Annotated in this window: 19 protein-coding genes; 13 read left to right on the forward strand and 6 right to left on the reverse strand. The window is 64.1% G+C overall.

Features of this window, described 5'->3' with window-relative positions; genetic code table 11:
- From B4A72_RS00220 to B4A72_RS00280, 13 genes are all read left to right on the forward strand, one after another.
- A partial coding sequence (locus B4A72_RS00220; RefSeq protein WP_292977927.1) for a DNA-directed RNA polymerase subunit alpha C-terminal domain-containing protein occupies nt 1-210 on the forward strand: 210 nt, incomplete at its 5' end.
- Nucleotides 211-320: 110 nt separating this feature from the next.
- Nucleotides 321-746, forward strand: coding sequence for a 50S ribosomal protein L17 (gene rplQ / locus B4A72_RS00225; protein ID WP_292958532.1), 426 nt, complete (start codon nt 321-323; stop codon nt 744-746).
- A gap of 320 nt (nt 747-1066) precedes the next feature.
- A complete protein-coding gene (locus B4A72_RS00230; protein ID WP_292958534.1) occupies nt 1067-1678 on the forward strand; it encodes a helix-turn-helix transcriptional regulator in 612 nt (203 codons plus the stop codon).
- 62 nt (nt 1679-1740) lie between these two features.
- On the forward strand, nt 1741-2331 hold the full coding sequence (locus B4A72_RS00235) for an acyl-homoserine-lactone synthase (protein WP_292958536.1): 591 nt from the start codon (nt 1741-1743) through the stop codon (nt 2329-2331).
- Between the two features lie 60 nt (nt 2332-2391).
- Nucleotides 2392-3708: a replication-associated recombination protein A gene (locus B4A72_RS00240; protein WP_292958538.1), complete on the forward strand. Its 1317-nt coding sequence runs from the start codon at nt 2392-2394 to the stop codon at nt 3706-3708.
- A gap of 31 nt (nt 3709-3739) precedes the next feature.
- Complete coding sequence (gene crcB, locus B4A72_RS00245; protein ID WP_292958540.1) at nt 3740-4114, forward strand: fluoride efflux transporter CrcB; 375 nt, start codon at nt 3740-3742, stop codon at nt 4112-4114.
- The gene (locus B4A72_RS00250; protein WP_292958542.1) at nt 4111-5157 is read left to right on the forward strand and encodes an RluA family pseudouridine synthase; all 1047 of its coding nucleotides are present in this window, start codon (nt 4111-4113) and stop codon (nt 5155-5157) included. The genes crcB and B4A72_RS00250 overlap by 4 nt, the downstream gene beginning before the upstream one ends.
- Entirely contained in the window at nt 5154-5813 is a 660-nt protein-coding gene (locus tag B4A72_RS00255) for an HAD-IA family hydrolase (protein WP_292958544.1), read from the forward strand. Before B4A72_RS00250 ends, B4A72_RS00255 begins: the two co-directional genes overlap by 4 nt.
- Nucleotides 5810-6523 (forward strand): ATP12 family chaperone protein, encoded by a 714-nt coding sequence (locus B4A72_RS00260; protein ID WP_292958546.1) that lies wholly within the window; start codon nt 5810-5812, stop codon nt 6521-6523. Before B4A72_RS00255 ends, B4A72_RS00260 begins: the two co-directional genes overlap by 4 nt.
- Before the next feature lie 170 nt (nt 6524-6693).
- On the forward strand, nt 6694-7710 hold the full coding sequence (locus B4A72_RS00265) for an amino acid ABC transporter substrate-binding protein (RefSeq protein WP_292958548.1): 1017 nt from the start codon (nt 6694-6696) through the stop codon (nt 7708-7710).
- 118 nt (nt 7711-7828) lie between these two features.
- Nucleotides 7829-9085 carry an amino acid ABC transporter permease gene (locus B4A72_RS00270; protein ID WP_292958550.1) on the forward strand — a complete coding sequence of 419 codons (1257 nt, stop codon included), beginning with the start codon at nt 7829-7831 and terminating at the stop codon, nt 9083-9085.
- A 1-nt stretch (nt 9086) separates the two neighbouring features.
- Nucleotides 9087-10541: an amino acid ABC transporter permease gene (locus tag B4A72_RS00275; protein WP_292958552.1), complete on the forward strand. Its 1455-nt coding sequence runs from the start codon at nt 9087-9089 to the stop codon at nt 10539-10541.
- Nucleotides 10542-10550: 9 nt separating this feature from the next.
- Nucleotides 10551-11339, forward strand: coding sequence for an amino acid ABC transporter ATP-binding protein (locus tag B4A72_RS00280; protein ID WP_292958554.1), 789 nt, complete (start codon nt 10551-10553; stop codon nt 11337-11339).
- Between the two features lie 94 nt (nt 11340-11433).
- On the opposite strand, the gene B4A72_RS00285 is transcribed toward B4A72_RS00280, so the two are convergent.
- The 6 genes from B4A72_RS00285 to yidC all read right to left on the reverse strand — a co-directional run bounded on the left by B4A72_RS00285 (nt 11434) and on the right by yidC (nt 16786).
- A complete protein-coding gene (locus tag B4A72_RS00285) occupies nt 11434-11952 on the reverse strand; it encodes a SixA phosphatase family protein (RefSeq protein ID WP_292958556.1) in 519 nt (172 codons plus the stop codon).
- The gene (locus B4A72_RS00290) at nt 11949-12566 is read right to left on the reverse strand and encodes a ferredoxin (protein ID WP_292977928.1); all 618 of its coding nucleotides are present in this window, start codon (nt 12564-12566) and stop codon (nt 11949-11951) included. Before B4A72_RS00290 ends, B4A72_RS00285 begins: the two co-directional genes overlap by 4 nt.
- Nucleotides 12556-13455, reverse strand: coding sequence for an acetylglutamate kinase (argB, locus tag B4A72_RS00295; RefSeq protein ID WP_292958664.1), 900 nt, complete (start codon nt 13453-13455; stop codon nt 12556-12558). Before argB ends, B4A72_RS00290 begins: the two co-directional genes overlap by 11 nt.
- A gap of 66 nt (nt 13456-13521) precedes the next feature.
- Nucleotides 13522-14172 (reverse strand): ribosome biogenesis GTP-binding protein YihA/YsxC, encoded by a 651-nt coding sequence (yihA, locus tag B4A72_RS00300; RefSeq protein WP_292958560.1) that lies wholly within the window; start codon nt 14170-14172, stop codon nt 13522-13524.
- The gene (locus B4A72_RS00305; protein WP_292958562.1) at nt 14169-14930 is read right to left on the reverse strand and encodes an MOSC domain-containing protein; all 762 of its coding nucleotides are present in this window, start codon (nt 14928-14930) and stop codon (nt 14169-14171) included. The genes yihA and B4A72_RS00305 overlap by 4 nt, the downstream gene beginning before the upstream one ends.
- The gene (gene yidC, locus B4A72_RS00310; protein WP_292958564.1) at nt 14927-16786 is read right to left on the reverse strand and encodes a membrane protein insertase YidC; all 1860 of its coding nucleotides are present in this window, start codon (nt 16784-16786) and stop codon (nt 14927-14929) included. Before yidC ends, B4A72_RS00305 begins: the two co-directional genes overlap by 4 nt.
- Nucleotides 16787-16901: the final 115 nt, after the last annotated feature.

A 16901-nucleotide genomic window follows, 5' to 3' on the forward strand; every position in this document is an offset into this window, starting at 1 on the left:
TGCCTGAAGAACGACAACATCGTCTATATCGGCGATCTGATCCAGAAGACCGAGGCCGAGATGCTGCGGACGCCGAATTTCGGCCGCAAATCCCTGAACGAGATCAAGGAAGTGCTGTCGGGCATGGGCCTGCATCTGGGCATGGACGTGGTCGATTGGCCGCCGGAGAACATCGAGGATCTGGCCAAGCGGTTCGACGACCAGTTCTGAGCAAGAGGGCGGGGGCACCGTCCCCGCCTGTGACCGGGCATCCGCCCCAAGGAGAGCGACCCGCACGCATGGGTTGCCGGACAAAGCAAAACACGCTGTAGGAGAACATCATGCGTCACGCCCGCGGCTATCGCCGCCTCAACCGTACCCACGAACACCGCAAGGCGCTGTTCGCCAACATGGCTGGCTCGCTGATCGAGCACGAGCAGATCAAGACCACCCTGCCAAAAGCCAAGGAACTCCGTCCGATCGTCGAAAAGATGATCACGCTGGCCAAGCGCGGCGACCTTCATGCCCGCCGTCAGGCCGCGGCCCAACTGAAGCAGGACGGCCACGTCGCCAAGCTGTTCGACGAACTGGGTGCCCGCTACAAGGATCGTCAGGGCGGTTATGTCCGCGTCTTGAAGGCCGGCTTCCGTTACGGCGACATGGCCCCGATGGCGATCATCGAACTGGTCGACCGCGACCCGTCGGCCAAAGGTTCGTCTGATCGGGCGCGTCTGGAAGCCGAATCGGCTGTGAGCGACGATCAGTAAAGTCGCACGATCACCGAATCAGAGACCCCGTTGCCACACCGGCGGCGGGGTATTTTTGTTGCTTTCCGCAGCGTTAAGTCCCGAATGTGGCGCGAGGATGTGACATTTTATCGCCGCCCAGGCCTCGTCGAATTCTGCGTGATCCAGATCGCCCCGTTGATAAAGCGCCAGCAATTGCTGGTGAAGCCTGTCGGCCAGAGATGACGATTGGCCGTCAAGGCTCATACAACCGGCTCCAACGGATTAACGCTATGGCAACTATTCTGCGCCATGACTAGTGTGCACGTTGACGTATCGGAAAACAATTTGTCTAAAAAGCCATGTCATCACGCGCAGACATAAATGCCGCCTTGCGGAAACTGGGCAAGACCGCCCCATCCGGCTATTTTGTCGGACTGCACATCCGTTTTGCCGCTCCTCTCATGCAATTTCAGACCTATTCCGATGAATGGTCGGAATTCTATTCCGCCAACGGCTACGCACTGCGTGACCCGACAATCGCCTGGGGGTTTTCGACGACGGGGGCCTGTCGCTGGTCAAGCCTGCCGATCCCTGATCCCTTCAATATCCTCAAGGACGCGGCCGATCACGGACTGACCTTCGGGCTGACCCTGTCCTGCGGCCCGATTTCCTCGCGCACGATCGCCAGTTTTGCGCGCGACGACAGAGAATTCATCGATGACGAGATCGCCGAGATCTCGACCACCGTACGTCGGCTTCACGAAATCACGGAGCCGCCGGCGAGCCTGACCAAGGCTCAGAAAGAAGCCCTTCGTTGCATCGCGGAGGGCGATCGTCACGCAGCGGCGGCAGCCAAACTTGGCATTACCGAAAGCGCGTTCAAGGCACGTCTGATCTCGGTCCGCGAAAGATTGAAGGCCCGGACGACTGCCGAGGCGCTGCAGAGGGCCAAGGAATACCGTCTGTTGTAGGCGTTTGCCCAGGGGATCCGTGAGGCGGTGAGGGGACACCTCACACCCCAGGAGTACGTAAAATGCAGACGACTACACTTTCCTTCTCGAACCTGCACAACCATGGCGAATTGTTCGCCAATCTGTTCCGCGCCCGCAAGCAGAGTTTCATCATCCAGAAGAACTGGGATCTGCCCGAATCCGAGGATATGGAATTCGACCAGTATGATACGCCTCAAAGCCGCTGGATCGCGATCCACGACCGCGGCGAGGTTCTGGCGGGCATCCGATTGACGCCGACGATCGCGCGCTGCGGTATCTACAGCTACATGATCCGCGATGCGCAAAAGGGCATTCTGGGCGGGTCGATCCCGCAGGATCTGCTGTTCGCCGAGGCGCCCATCGACGAACAGACCTGGGAATGCTCGCGCGTTTTCGTCAGTCATTCGATCCCGCAAACCTATCGTCGCAAGGTTCACTTCAAGATGGTCGAGGCCATGACCGGATCGGCCCGGGAACTGGGCGCGTCGCGGCTGATCGCGCTGACCGGGGCGACCTGGCCGCGCTGGTATGGCCGCTGCGGGCTGGATGCCGAGGCGATCGGCCGCAGGATGTGGATCGACGATGGAGACTTCCAGTGCGTGTCGATCGACCTGACGCCCAAGATGCACTGATCCGAGGCAGTCGAAGGGGGCTGTTCGGCGCGGGTCCGCGGGCCTAGGATGGGCGCCGAAATGGCCGACCTTTTCGACACGCCCGCAACCGCCGAGCCGCCGCAATCGCCGGCGGCAAGACCTTTGGCCGATCGCATCCGCCCGGTGCGCATGGAGGATGTGATCGGCCAGGACAAGGTTCTGGCGCCGGAAGGGCCATTGGGTTCGATGCTGGAAGCGGGCAGCCTGTCCTCGCTGATCCTCTGGGGGCCGCCTGGCGTGGGCAAGACCACCATCGCGCGGCTTCTTGCCGACGAAACCGATCTGGCCTTCGTCCAGATCAGCGCCATCTTTTCGGGCGTTCCGGAACTGCGCAAGGTCTTCGAGGCGGCCAAGCTGCGCCGGCAGCAGGGGCGCGGCACATTGCTGTTCGTGGATGAAATCCACCGCTTCAACAAGGCGCAGCAGGACAGCTTTCTGCCGCACATGGAGGACGGCACGATCCTTCTGGTCGGCGCCACGACCGAAAACCCGTCTTTCGAACTCAACGCCGCGCTCATGTCTCGCGCGCAGGTGATCGTTCTGGAACGGCTGGGCCAGGCCGATCTGGAACGGCTGACGCAGCGGGCCGAGGCGGAACTGGGCCGCAAGCTGCCGCTGACCGCGCAGGCGCGCGAGGCCCTGCTGGACATGGCCGATGGCGATGGCCGTGCGGCGCTGAACCTGGTCGAACAGGTGGCCGCGTGGAAGACCGCCGCGCCCGTCGATGCCCAGGCCATGGCCAAACGGCTGATGAAGCGCGCGGCGAAATACGACAAGTCGGGCGATGAACATTTCAACCTGATTTCGGCCCTGCACAAATCCGTTCGCGGCAGCGATCCGGATGCCGCGCTCTACTGGCTGGCGCGGATGCTGGAGGGCGGCGAGGATCCGCGCTATCTGGCCCGCCGCATCACCCGCATGGCGATCGAGGATATCGGGCTGGCCGATCCGGCTGCACAGCGTCACTGCCTCGACGCATGGGCTCTTTTCGAACGGCTGGGCAGTCCCGAGGGCGAACTGGCGCTGGCGCAGGCGGTGATCTATCTGGCGCTGGCGCCGAAATCCAATGCCGGATACGGCGCCTACAAGGCCGCGAGGGCCGAGGCCAGGCGAACCGGCAGTCTGATGCCGCCCGCCCATATCCTGAACGCGCCGACAGCGATGATGAAGGAACAGGGCTATGGCGCCGGCTATGCCTATGACCACGATGCCGAGGACGGGTTCAGCGGCCAGAACTATTTCCCCGAGGGCATGAAACGGCCGGTTCTCTATGTTCCGGTCGAACGCGGATTCGAGCGCGATCTGAAGAAGCGGCTGGACTGGTTCGTCGCCCAGCGGCTGAAGCGCGGCGGTTGACTTTGGGCGGCTTCCGGCACAGGAGGGCGCGATGATGAATCCCTTCCTTCAGGTGGCCCTTGGCGGCGCTGCGGGCGCGACCGCCCGCTATTCGGTCTATCGTGCGATTGCCTGGCACGGGCCGGGTTTCCCGGTGGCGACGGGCGTCGTCAACGTCGTTGGCAGCTTCGCCATGGGCATTCTGACCATCGCGCTGGCGCAGCGGTTCGGCAACCATTATGCGCCGCTTCTTCTGACCGGCTTTCTGGGCGGGTTCACCACCTTTTCGGCCTTCTCGCTGGACGCGCTGACGCTGTGGGAACGCGGGCAGGCGGCGGGCATGATCGTCTATGTCCTTGTCTCGGTCGTGCTGTCGCTGGCGGCGGTGATTGCGGGCCTTGTCGTCGGACGGGGCTTTTTCGCATGAGCGGCGTGCAGACCCTGCGCGTCGGCCGGGACGAGGGCGACCAGCGCCTTGACCGCTGGCTGAAGAAGAAATTTCCGCAACTGACCCAGGGTGCGGTGGAAAAGATGTGCCGCACCGGCCAGTTGCGCCTCGATGGCGGCCGGGTCAAGGCCGCCAGCCGGATCGAGGCCGGGCAGGAGGTGCGTGTGCCGCCCCTTCCCGATGCCAGGCCGGCGCCACGGGCCGATGCGCCGCGCATTCCCGAATCAGATCAGCGCATGATCCAGGCCGCCGTGCTGTGGAGGGACGATCACATCATCGCCCTGAACAAGCCGCCGGGACTGCCCAGCCAGGGTGGCAGCGGGCAGGGCGACCGGCATGTGGACGGTCTGGCCGAGGCGCTGACATTCGGCTACAAGGACCGACCCAAGCTGGTGCACCGGCTGGACAAGGACACGTCGGGCATCCTGTTGCTGGCTCGCACCGACCGCGTCGCCCGCGCGCTGTCCGAGGCGTTCCGGTCACGCGCCACACGCAAGATCTACTGGGCCGTGGTCGCCGGCGTGCCGCAGCCGCGCATGGGCACGATCCGCTACGGGCTGGTCAAGGCTCCGGGTCACGGGCGTGGCGGCGAGGGCGAAAAGATGATCGCCGTCCATCCGCGCGACATCGACAGCACCGAAGGCGCGAAGCGGGCGACGACCGATTATGCCGTTCTGGACGCGCTGGCGAGCCGGGCAAGCTGGTGCGCGCTGGTGCCGATCACCGGGCGCACCCATCAACTGCGCGCGCATATGGCCGAACTGGGCCACCCGATCGTCGGCGACGGCAAATATGGCGGCTCGGGCCAGGAAAATCTGGGCGACGGCTGGGGGGCGCAACTGGGCGGAGAGATCAGCCGCAAGCTGCATCTTCATGCCCGGTCCCTGTCTTTCGACCATCCGGTCACCGGAAAGCGCCTCATCCTGACCGCGCCGTTGCCCGATCACATGAAACGCACCTGGAAAAGCCTTGGCTGGCACGAGAGCGATGTCCCCGAGGATCCCTTCGCGGAGGCGGAATGAAACTGGTCGTCTTCGATGTCGATGGCACGTTGATCGACAGTCAGCATCATATCCACGGCGCGATGAGCCTGGCCTTCGAGGGCGTCGGTCGCCCCCCTCTGCCGCGCGAAGAGGTGTTGCAGATCGTCGGCCTGTCGTTGCCCGAGGCGGTGGCGCGGCTTGTCCCGGATGGCGATCCTCATGTCCGGGCGCGCATCGTGCAAGGTTATCGCGAAGCCTTCCTGAAGGCGCGGATCGCACAGGCCGCGCCACTCTACGAGGGCGCGCGCGAATGCCTGGACCATCTCTCCGGCCGCGGTGATCTGCTGCTGGCGGTGGCGACCGGAAAATCCCGGCGGGGACTTGACGCGATGATCGAGGCACATGGCTTGCACGGCCGTTTCGTCAGCTTGCAGACAGCCGATCATCATCCCTCGAAACCCGCGCCCCAGATGGTGCAGGCCGCGCTGGCCGAGGCCGGTGTCGGCGCCGAGGCCGCGATCATGGTCGGCGATACCAGTTTCGATATCGAAATGGCGCGTGCGGCCGGGATGATGGGCTACGGGGTCTCCTGGGGGTATCACGGACCAGAGGGACTGGTGGCATCGGGGGCCGCGCTGGTCGCCGCCGATTTCGCCGCGCTGACCCGGGCGATCGAGGCTTGGGCCGCGGCATGAGCGAATGGAAGGCACGCCGCTTCTGGCAGGCCGCGGCGATCCGGCCCGACGCCGCGGGATGGCAGGTCGCGCTGGACGACCGCCTGCTCCGGACGCCCGGCAAGCAACCCCTGATCCTGCCGACCAGCGCGCTGGCCGGCGCCATTGCTGCCGAATGGGACGCGCAGAAGGATTTGATCGACCCCGCGACGATGCCGCTGACCCGCGCGGCCAATTCCGCCATCGAGAAGGTTCTGCCGCAATTTGCTGCGGTGGCGGGGATGCTGGCCGATTACGGGGGCACTGACCTCTTGTCCTATCGCGCCGACCAGCCCGAGGAACTGATCGGATTGCAGGCCGAGGGCTGGGATCCGCTGATCGACTGGGCGGCAACCGCGTTGCGCGCGCCGCTTCGGATCACCCATGGCGTGATCCCGGTGCCGCAGGATCCCGAGGTTCTGGCGCGCCTGCATCAGGTCGTGATCGGGCTGGACCTGTTCGGGCTGACGGCATTGCACGATCTCGTGACGCTGCCGGGATCGCTGATCCTGGGGCTGGCGGTGATCCGGGGCAGGATCGACGGCGAGACGGCGCATCGCCTGTCGCGCATCGACGAGGATTTTCAGATCAGCCGCTGGGGCAAGGATGACGAGGCCGCGCAAGCCGCGCGGTCGCGACGATGCGCATTGATCGACGCCGAGCGGCTGTGGTGGCTGTCTCGCGCCGGTTGAAAGCCGCTGCGTCACCTTGCGATCCGCTTGACCTGTTAGCGTTGATCGGCACAATACCGCCCATCATGGGCCGTTCATCCGACCGGCCCGGTGGGAATGCGGGCTGCCTCGGCGGCTCCAACAGCCGACCGGCCGAGAATGGCACGGAAGGCATCAACAGAGAGGACAAGATGAAGAAATCCCTATTTCTCGGCTCGGTTGCCGCGGTCACGCTGAGTGCCGGGGTCGGCATGGCCGACACGCTGGCCGATGTGAAGGCGCGCGGCGAACTGATCTGCGGCGTCAATACCGGTCTCGTGGGCTTCGCGGCGCCGGATGCGAACGGCAACTGGGCCGGCTTCGACATCGCGGTGTGCAAGGCCGTCGCGGCCTCGGTGCTTGGCGATCCCTCGAAGGTCAAGTATGTGCCGACGACCGGGCAGACCCGCTTTACCGCGCTGTCATCGGGCGAGGTCGATCTGCTGGCCCGCAACTCGACCTGGACCTTCTCGCGCGACACCGACCTGAAGCTGGATTTCGTGGCCGTGAACTATTACGACGGTCAGGGCTTCATGGTGCCCAAGGATCTGGGCGTGACCAGTGCCAAGGAACTGGACGGTGCTACCATCTGCATCCAGACCGGCACCACGACCGAACTGAACCTGGCCGATTACTTCAAGGCCAACAACATGAGCTATCAGCCGGTCAACATCGACAGCAACGCCGAGGGCGAGCAGCAATACATGGCCGGCGCCTGCGATGCCTATACGACCGACGCATCGGGTCTTGCCGCCACCCGCGCGGCCTTTGCCAATCCCGAAAACCACGTCATCCTGCCCGAGATCATCTCGAAAGAGCCGCTGGGCCCCGCCGTGCGCCAGGGCGACGATCTGTGGGCCGATATCGTGCGCTGGTCCTTCTACGCGCTGGTCGCGGCCGAGGAATACGGCGTCACCTCGAAGAATATCGACGAGCTGGTGAAATCCTCGCAGAACCCGGAGGTGCAGCGTCTGCTGGGCGTGACCGACGATCTTGGCGCGATGATCGGACTGGACAAGGAATGGGCCAAGCGCGCCATCCAGGCCAGCGGCAATTATGGCGAGATCTTTGCGGCCAATATCGGTGAACAGACTCCGATCGGGCTGGCGCGAGGTCTGAATGCGCAATGGACCCAGGGCGGGCTGATGTACGCCCCGCCGTTCCGCTGATCGGACGAGACAATCTTGTCGGGGGCGCCATGGCGCCCCCGATGGCTTCAAGAACAACGACAAGCCGGTCGGCCAGAAGCGGCACGAAAGCTGCAGGACCGGATGCAGGGGTAAAGCCATGACGGATGTTTCGGCACCGGCGAATCCGCCGTTCCGACTGAACATGCTGATCTATGACCGGCGCTATCGGTCGATGACCTTCCAGGTGATCGTCTTCATTCTGGTGATGGCGCTAGGATGGTGGCTGATCAACAACACGATCCAGAACCTGCGCGCCCTGGGCAAGGATTTCGATTTCGGCTTCCTGTTCCAGCGCGCGGGCTACGACATCCCGCAGACCCCGATCCCCTATACGTCGGATGACACGCATCTGCGTGCGGCCATTGTCGGGCTGCTGAACACGATCATCGTCTCGGTCCTCGGCTGCGTCGCGGCGACCATCCTGGGCGTCGGGGTGGGTGTGGCGCGCTTGTCGAACAACTGGCTGTTCGCCCGGCTGATGACCATCTATGTCGAGATGTTCCGCAACATTCCCCTGCTGCTGTGGATCCTGATCATCTACGCGCTTTTCACCGAGATCATGCCGGCGCCCAATGCCTATCGCGGCGAGAATCCGGCCTGGTCGAAGATCCTGTTCGACAATGTCGCCCTGACCAACCGCTATACCGCCATTCCCGGACTGGGCATGACCAACGATCCGGGCAGTCTGGATCTGGGCGCGCGCGTGACCATCAGCTGGGCCACGATCGCCTTCGCCGCCGCCCTGATCGCGGGCTGGTTCCTGCGCCGCGCGATCCTGGCATGGGCGCAGGTCACGCAGGACCGGACCGGCCGCCGGCCGACCACCTGGTGGATCAATCTCGGCGTGATGGTCGTGCCCTCGCTGCTGCTGATCTGGTTCTTCGGCCTGCATCTGCTGCCACCGGAGTTGAAGGGTTTCAACTTTACCGGCGGGCTGAACGTCCAGAACGCGCTGGTCGCATTGTGGCTGGCGCTGACCCTCTATACCGGCGCCTTCATCGCCGAGATCGTGCGCGCGGGCATCCTGGCCGTGAACAAGGGTCAAAGCGAGGCGGCCTTCGCGCTTGGCCTGCGGCCGAACCGGACCATGAACCTGGTGATCCTGCCGCAGGCGCTGCGGGTGATCATCCCGCCGCTGATCTCGCAATATCTGAACCTGATGAAGAACAGCTCGCTGGCCATCGCCGTGGGCTACATGGATCTGCGCGGCACGCTGGGCGGGACGACGCTGAACCAGACCGGGCGAGAGCTGGAATCCATCTTGCTGATGATGCTGATCTACTTGCTGCTCAGCCTGATCATCTCGGCCGGGATGAACGTCTTCAATTCCCGCGTGAAGCTGAAGGAGCGTTGACATGAGCGAGATGCACGCCGAAACCGTTCCCTTCGTTCGCGAGACCATGCTGCCGCCCGCGCCGCCGCCCATCCGCGAGGCCGGCGCAGTCAGATGGCTGCGACAGAATCTGTTCTCGGGCCCGGTCAACACGATTCTGACGCTGCTGGGTATCGCGATCATCTGGTTCATCGTCAGCCATTTCTGGCCCTGGTTCGCCCATTCCGTCTGGCGCGCCGACAGCCTGGCGCAATGCCGCGAGATCATCGCCCGAACCTGGGGCGAGGGCGCGTCGGGCGCCTGTTTCGCGGTAATCCGGGAACGCTGGCATCAATACATGTTCGGCTTCTATCCGCCCGAGCTTTACTGGCGTCCGCTTCTGGCCTTCGGCCTGCTGATGGTGGCTCTGGCACCGATCCTGTTTTCGGAATCGCGCATCATCCGCCGCATCGTGCTGATCGTCAGCGCGACGGCGACACTGATCCTGGCGCTGGCGCTTGGCATCCCCACACCGGCGCTGATCCTGGCCGCCACCGCGATGATCGGCGCCATCGCCGTGGCCGAACGGCAGCCGACCCGGCTGCTGATCTTCTCGGCGCTCTATCCGTTTCTGGGCGTCTGGCTTCTGTGGGGCGGCAGCCTTTGGGGGCCGCTGATGGTGCTGGCCAGTTTCGGCCTCGGGGCGCTGGCATGGGTCGTGGTCGCCCGGCTTTTGCCGCTGCTTGCGGCAGCGGCGGCGATCATCGTCGCGCTGGTCTGGTGGATCGGCTTCGCCGGACGGGCCGCCGAGGATCTGCAGAACCTGCTTCCGCTGGCGATCACGCCGGTCGCCTCGGACCAGTTCGGCGGTTTCCTTCTGGCCATCACCATCGGGATCGCCGGAATCGCGCTGTCGCTGCCCATGGGAATCATGCTGGCGCTTGCGCGCCGGTCGGACATGTTCCTGGTGAAATCCCTTTCGGTGATGTTCATCGAATTCATTCGGGGCGTGCCGCTGATCTCGCTTCTGTTCGTGGCCTCCTTGCTGCTGAACTATTTCCTGCCGCCGGGCACGAATTTCGACATCATCCTGCGGGTCATCATCATGGTCACGCTGTTTGCCGCGGCCTACATGGCCGAGGTGATCAGGGGCGGTCTGGCCGCCTTGCCGAAGGGGCAATACGAGGCGGCCGATGCCCTGGGTCTGGATTACTGGAAGGCGCAACGGCTGATCATCCTGCCGCAGGCGCTGAAGATCTCGATCCCGGGGATCGTCTCGACCTTCATCGGCATGTTCAAGGACACGACGCTGGTGACCTTCGTGGGCCTGTTCGATCCGCTGAAGGGCATTTCCGACTTCGTCCGTGCCAATTTCGCCTGGAAGGGCATCTACTGGGAGCCGTTCATCTTCGTCGGCGCCATCTTCTTCATCATCTGCTTCAGCATGTCGCGCTATTCGATGTTCCTTGAACGCCGGCTTGCCCGCGACCACCGATAGGATCCCGCCATGAGCGAAGCCATTGACCGCGACATCAACCGCAGCCACATGAAGGTCAGCGACGAGATCGCCATCGACATCCGCAACATGAACAAGTGGTTCGGAACCTTCCACGTGCTGCGCGACATCGACCTGACGGTGCACAAGGGCGAACGGATCGTCATCGCCGGCCCCTCCGGATCAGGCAAATCGACGCTGATCCGCTGCATCAATCGCCTGGAAGAACATCAGGCGGGCCATATCACCGTGGATGGCGTCGAGTTGACCAGCGACATCAAGAATATCGACAAGGTGCGCTCGGAAGTCGGCATGGTGTTCCAGCATTTCAACCTGTTCCCGCACCTGACCGTGCTGGAGAACTGCACCCTGGCTCCGATCTGGGTGCGCAAGGTGCCGCGCAAACAGGCGGAATCCACCGCCATGGCCTTTCTGGAAAAGGTCAAGATTCCCGAACAGGCGTATAAATATCCCGGCCAGTTGTCGGGCGGCCAGCAGCAACGGGTGGCGATCGCGCGCTCGCTCTGCATGCAGCCCAAGATCATGCTGTTCGACGAGCCGACCTCGGCACTTGATCCCGAGATGATCAAGGAGGTTCTGGACACGATGATCGAACTGGCCGAGGAAGGGATGACCATGCTGTGCGTGACCCATGAGATGGGCTTTGCACAGGCGGTCGCGAACCGGGTGATCTTCATGGATCAGGGCCAGATCGTCGAGCAGAACAATCCCCACGATTTCTTCAACAATCCGCGCTCCGAGCGGACCAAGCTGTTCCTGAGCCAGATCCTGGGGCATTGATCGCGGCCCGATAGGCAGTCTGGGTCGCGGGCGGCCAGAGGCAACCTGCCCGGCCGGCAAGATGATCGAACGGTCAGAAAGGCTCTGCCCGCGGTCAGGCCCGGCCGTCGAAGCGGACGAAATCCATGACGCTGCCCTGACCGGGTTCGGCCTGCGACCATGTGTCGATCTGGAAATCGACGACCAGAGTGGCGCAGGTCGGATAGCGGCGGAAATCCGGGTCCATCGGCGGCCGCGCGGGCAGCAGCGCGGCCAGTTCCGCGATGCCGGGATTATGGCCCAGCATCATCACCGTGGGATGGCTGGCCGTGCGCAGGATCGTCAACATCTTGTCCGGGCTGGCATGATAAAGGCCGGGTTCTATCCGCAGCAGCGGCCGCACCTCCAGCGGGGCGCCCTCGACCATGGCCCAGGTTTCCTTCGTGCGTTGCGACGACGAACACAGGACCTCTTCCGGCTCATGGCCGCGGCTTGCCATCCAGTCGCCCAGTTCGCGCGCCGAACGGCGGCCACGATCGTTCAGCGGGCGGTCGTGATCGCTGAGAGCCGGATCGTCCCATGCCGATTTTGCATGGCGGGTGAGGATCAGTCGTCGATGTCCAAGTGGGGTCATGGGTGGAACTGCCTCATATGCCATTCCGATTGCTGGCGCAGCCTGCCACAGCCCAAGCTGATCGGGCAAGCACGTCTGACACGACAGCCCCCGGTCATGCAGTCGCGCCCTTGGGGCTGGTCGAGAAAATCGTGGCAGCGGGCCGTGATGTAGCCGTCGTCGAATGCCCCGGCCGGGCAGGCGTCGCGGCAGGGCTGCGGGCAGGCCTCGCAGGGGCTGGTGGCGGCAGCGGGCAGGGGCAGAAGCCCCCCCGGCACCCGCAGCGCGCCGCGAAAGCTGATGAGAAGGCCGGCTTCGTCATGGACCAGCATCCCGACCGGCGATGACCAGCAGCGACCGCTGGCCAGCGCCCAGGCGAAGAATTGCGGATAGGGCGGCCCGTCAGAGGGAAAGATCGCCTGCGCATCCAGTCGCCCGGCCCAGGCCCCGATGATCCGCCTGGACCAGCGATCCATCGGATGCGGCCTGCCATCGGCATATTCCGCGGATCGGGTAAAGCGGCGCCAGAACGCGGCGCCCTCGGGCGCGATCAGAACGATCGTCGCGGCGTCGTCGGGGCAAAAGCCCGCGATCATCAGCCCCGCCGGCGCCGTCAGGTTCGGCTCACAGACCATCCTCGCCCTGCCGCAATCCATGTGCCTTGATTCGCGGCTCGGTTGAGCGGATCAGGCTGCCCGCGCCATGTTCGGTGAACAATTCCAGCAGGCAGGCATGGGGCACCCTTCCGTCTAGGATCACCACCGCACGAACGCCCTCGTCGATCGCCTGCAGCGCGGTTTCGGTCTTGGGGATCATGCCGCCGCTGATCCGGCCATCGCCGATCATCTCGCGGACCTGATCGGGGTGAAGTTGCGTCAAGACCTCGCCGGACTGGTCCTTGACGCCCGCGACATCGGTCAGCAGCAGCAGGCGGTCGGCCCTGAGCGCACCGGCAATGGCACCCGCCGCGGTGTCGCCATTGACGTTGAATGTCTCGTTATCCTCCATGCCCGTGGCGACCGGCGCGCAGACCGGGATCATGCCGGCATTGTACAGATCGCGGATGATCTGGATGTTCATCTCGACCGGACGGCCGACAAAGCCCAGTTCGGGGTCGTCCGCCTCGCAGACCATCATGTCGTCATCCTTGCCGCTGATCCCCACCGCGCGGCCGCCCGCATCATTGATTGCCTGCACAATGCGCTTGTTGACCAGGCCCGACAGCACCATTTCGACCACTTCGACGGTTTCCTTGGTGGTGACGCGCTTGCCGCGCACGAAGCGGCTTTCGATACCCAGGCGGGCCAGCAGGTCGTTGATCATCGGTCCGCCGCCGTGACAGACGATCGGGTTCATGCCGACCTGCTTCATCAGGACGATGTCGCGGGCGAATTCGGCCATCGCTTCGTCGTCGCCCATCGCGTTTCCGCCAAATTTCACCACCACCACGGCGCCGGAATAGCGTTGCAGGTAAGGCAGAGCCTCGGAAAGCGTGCGCGCTGTGGCGATCCAGTCCCGGTTCATGTTCTGCTTTTTCATCCCTCAAAGGCCCCCGATGCGACGACGCGGAGCCTAGGACGCCGGCAAGGATCAGTCCAGAGCGGCGATGATCGATCGCAGGGTGGCGATTCCCTGGCCCTTTTCGGAAGAGGTGACCACCAGTTGCGGAAAGGCTGCCGGATGCTTTTGCAGCGCGTCCTCGACCTGCGCCAGCACCGGCTTGATCGCATTCGGGCCGGGCTTGTCAGCCTTGGTCAACACGACCTGAAACGGCACCGCTGATCTGTCCAGCAACGTCATGATCTCGTGATCGACGGGCTTCACGCCGTGGCGCGCGTCGATCAGACAGAAGGCCCGGCGCAAGGTGGGGCGCCCGGCCAGGTAGGATTTCAGCAGGCCCTGCCATCTGGACACGACAGCAACAGGCGCCTTGGCAAAGCCATAGCCCGGAAGATCGACCAGATAGGCCCGATCGCCCAGGGTGAAATAATTGATCTCTTGCGTGCGTCCCGGCGTGTTCGAGGCCCGCGCCAGTCCCTTGCGGCCGGTCAGCGCATTGATGAGGCTTGATTTTCCGGCATTGCTACGGCCGGCAAAGCAGACCTCGGGCCGGTCCGGGGGCGGCAGGCCGTCCATGGCGACGACGCCTTTCAGAAAATCGACGGGGCCCGCGAACAGCAGCCGGGCCGCCTCGGCCGCCTCGGCTTCGGGCTGAGGCGCGACGGGGAAGGCGACCTTCATGCCGAAACCCCGTCGCCGATGGCGATCTCGCCGCCGGTGACGACTTCGGCGAAGATCCCGAAATCGTGGTGCCCGTAGAGGCGTTCCAGCGTCGCAACCATATCCAGATCCCTCGCGCCGGTCCGGGTATCGGCGCTGGTGGCGTCGCAGCGGGCAATGGTGTCGGTCACCCGCAATTCGGTCGCGCCGATGCGGATGATCCGGCCGATCAGTTCGCGCTCGGCAAAGGGGGCCCAGCCCTCGACCCACAGATTGCCGCGCCAGCGGTGAAGACCCAGCGGATGGCCGATCCTTTCCTCCAGCGCCGACAGGCTGGAAAGCGACAGGATCGACAGCCAGGGCCACTTCTGGTCGGTCCAGATCGCGACACCCCTGACCAGGCGGGTCGGCGCCGGCGCGTCGGCGGGCCAGAGCGGACGCAGCCATTCGATCAGGCGGTCCGCTTCCGTTTCGGGATCGAAGCTCAGATCGGACTGCGCCGGTTGCGACAGCGCGATGCGACCATTCCGCCAGCCACCCGCGATGGCCTGAACCGCAGCCGATGAGACGCCGCGGACAAAGCAGGATTTCGGCAGCCAGCGATCCGGCGCACCGCCGCTTTCGCTGGCCCGCGCATGGCGTTCGCCGGCCTCGGTGACGACAGCCCATTCGCGATCGCCGGGCAGCCGGCGCGCGGCTTGCAGGGTCACCTTGTCCAGCCCTTCACCGCCGACCGACTTGATCGGATGCCGGCGGATATGGGCCAGCCGTGCGCTCACTTGCCCTTGCTTCCGGATTTGCTGTCGCGTTTCGGACGTTTCGGGATCGAGGCCTTGATGTTGCCGAACAGATCGGGACGGTGCCCGTGCATCGACATGATCGTGTATTGCTGGATGATGGTGATGGTGTTGTTGGTGATCCAGTACAGCACCAGCCCCGAGGCAAAGCCGCCCAGCATGAACATGAAGACCCAGGGCATCAGCGCAAAGATCATCTTCTGCGACGGGTCGGCCGGGGTCGGGTTCAGCCGCTGCTGCATCCACATGCTGATCCCCAGAATGATCGCCAGCGCCGGCAGCGACAGCGAATGCAGCAGAGTGCCCTGTGCGGGCGGCGCGAAGGGCAAGATGCCGAACAGGTTCAGCAGGCTCGAGGGGTCGGGCGCGGACAGGTCGCGAATCCAGCCGATCCAGGGCGCGTGCCGCAATTCGATGGTGACGAAGATGACCTTGTAGAGCGAGAAGAAGATCGGAATCTGCAGCAGAACCGGAAGGCAGCCCGCGGCGGGGTTCACCTTCTGGGACTTGTAAAGCTCCATCACTTCTTTCTGGTATTTCATCCGGTCATCGCCGGTGCGTTCCTTGATCGCCTCCATCTGTGGCTGCAATTCCTTCATCTTCGCCATCGAGATGTAGGATTTGCGCGCCAGCGGGAAGACCAGCAGCTTCAGGATGAAGGTCAGCGCAATGATCGACCAGCCCATGTTGCCGATCTGCGCGTTCAGCCAGTGCAGGATGCGGAAGATCGGCTTGGTCAGGAAATAGAACCAGCCCCAGTCGATGGAATCGACAAAACGCTGGATACCGGGCGAATCTTCGTAGGCGCTGATCACCCCCCAGACCTTGGCGCCCGCAAAGAGATAACCCTGCGCGGTATAGCTGGCGCCCGGCTGGACATTCTGCATCGGATAGCGCGCCTCGGTCTGATAGATGTCGGCGCCTTCGGCGTATTTTACGACCGCGGTGAAGGATTGACCGGGCGCGGGCGCCAGCGTCGTCATCCAGTATTTGTCGGTAAAGCCGATCCAGCCATTGTCCTTGACGTCGATCACATCCGCACGACCCTCGCGGGCAACCGGGGCCAGATCGGCGATATTCTTGTATTTCAGTTCGACCAGTTCGCCATCACGCATCCCCACCGCACCTTCGTGCAGGACGAAGTAATTCTGCGTGTCGGGTCGGCCGTGGCGGGCGATGATGCCGTAGGGCGCGGCGCTGAAGCTGGCCTCTCCGTTGTTCTCGACGCTCTGACTGACGGTAAAGAGATAGTTGTCGTCCAGTTCGAAGGTCCGGCGAAAGATCTGGCCCGCGCCGTTGTCCCATGTCAGTGTCACCGGCTTGCCGGGTGCCAGCGTGTCGCCGGATTCGAGCGTCCAGATTGTCGATGGGCCGGGCACCGACGCGGGATCGACGCCGGGGCCGGGCGTCCAGCCATAGACGGCGTAATAAGGTTTCGATCCGGTCGTGTCGATGCGGGGATCGGCGGTTGCCGAGGACGGCGCCAGCAAACGGACATTGGGCGAGGACGGATCCAGCGTTTCCTGGTATTTCAGCAGCGACAGATCGTCGATACGGCCCCCGGCCAGCGAGATCGAACCCGCGAGCGCGGGTGAATCGATTTGGACGCGGCCAGCCCTGTCCGCAGCCGGCACGGCTTGGGCCGACAGATCGGCAGTGGCTGTCGCATCGCCCGTCGCCTCGGGCGCCGCCGGCTGGGCGCCGGTGCCCTGCTGGGCCACGGGCTGTGCGGGCTCTGTCGGTGCCGGGGGCTCGGGCGCGAAGACCGTGTACCAGATCAGGATCACCAGAAACGACAGCACCGTCGCCAGGATCAGATTGCGGTTGTTGTCGTCCATGTCCCAAGTCCACCGTCATCGCGTCAGTCGCGCCGGTTCAACAGAAGGGGCCGTCAAAGGTCAAGCGGAATTGGGCCAGACGTCTTTTGCGCGGTCCGTTTCGCGGGGGGGGGCT

Origin of the sequence: Paracoccus sp. UBA5162, from assembly GCF_002413585.1 — a bacterium.
Taxonomy (GTDB): Bacteria; Pseudomonadota; Alphaproteobacteria; order Rhodobacterales; family Rhodobacteraceae; genus Paracoccus.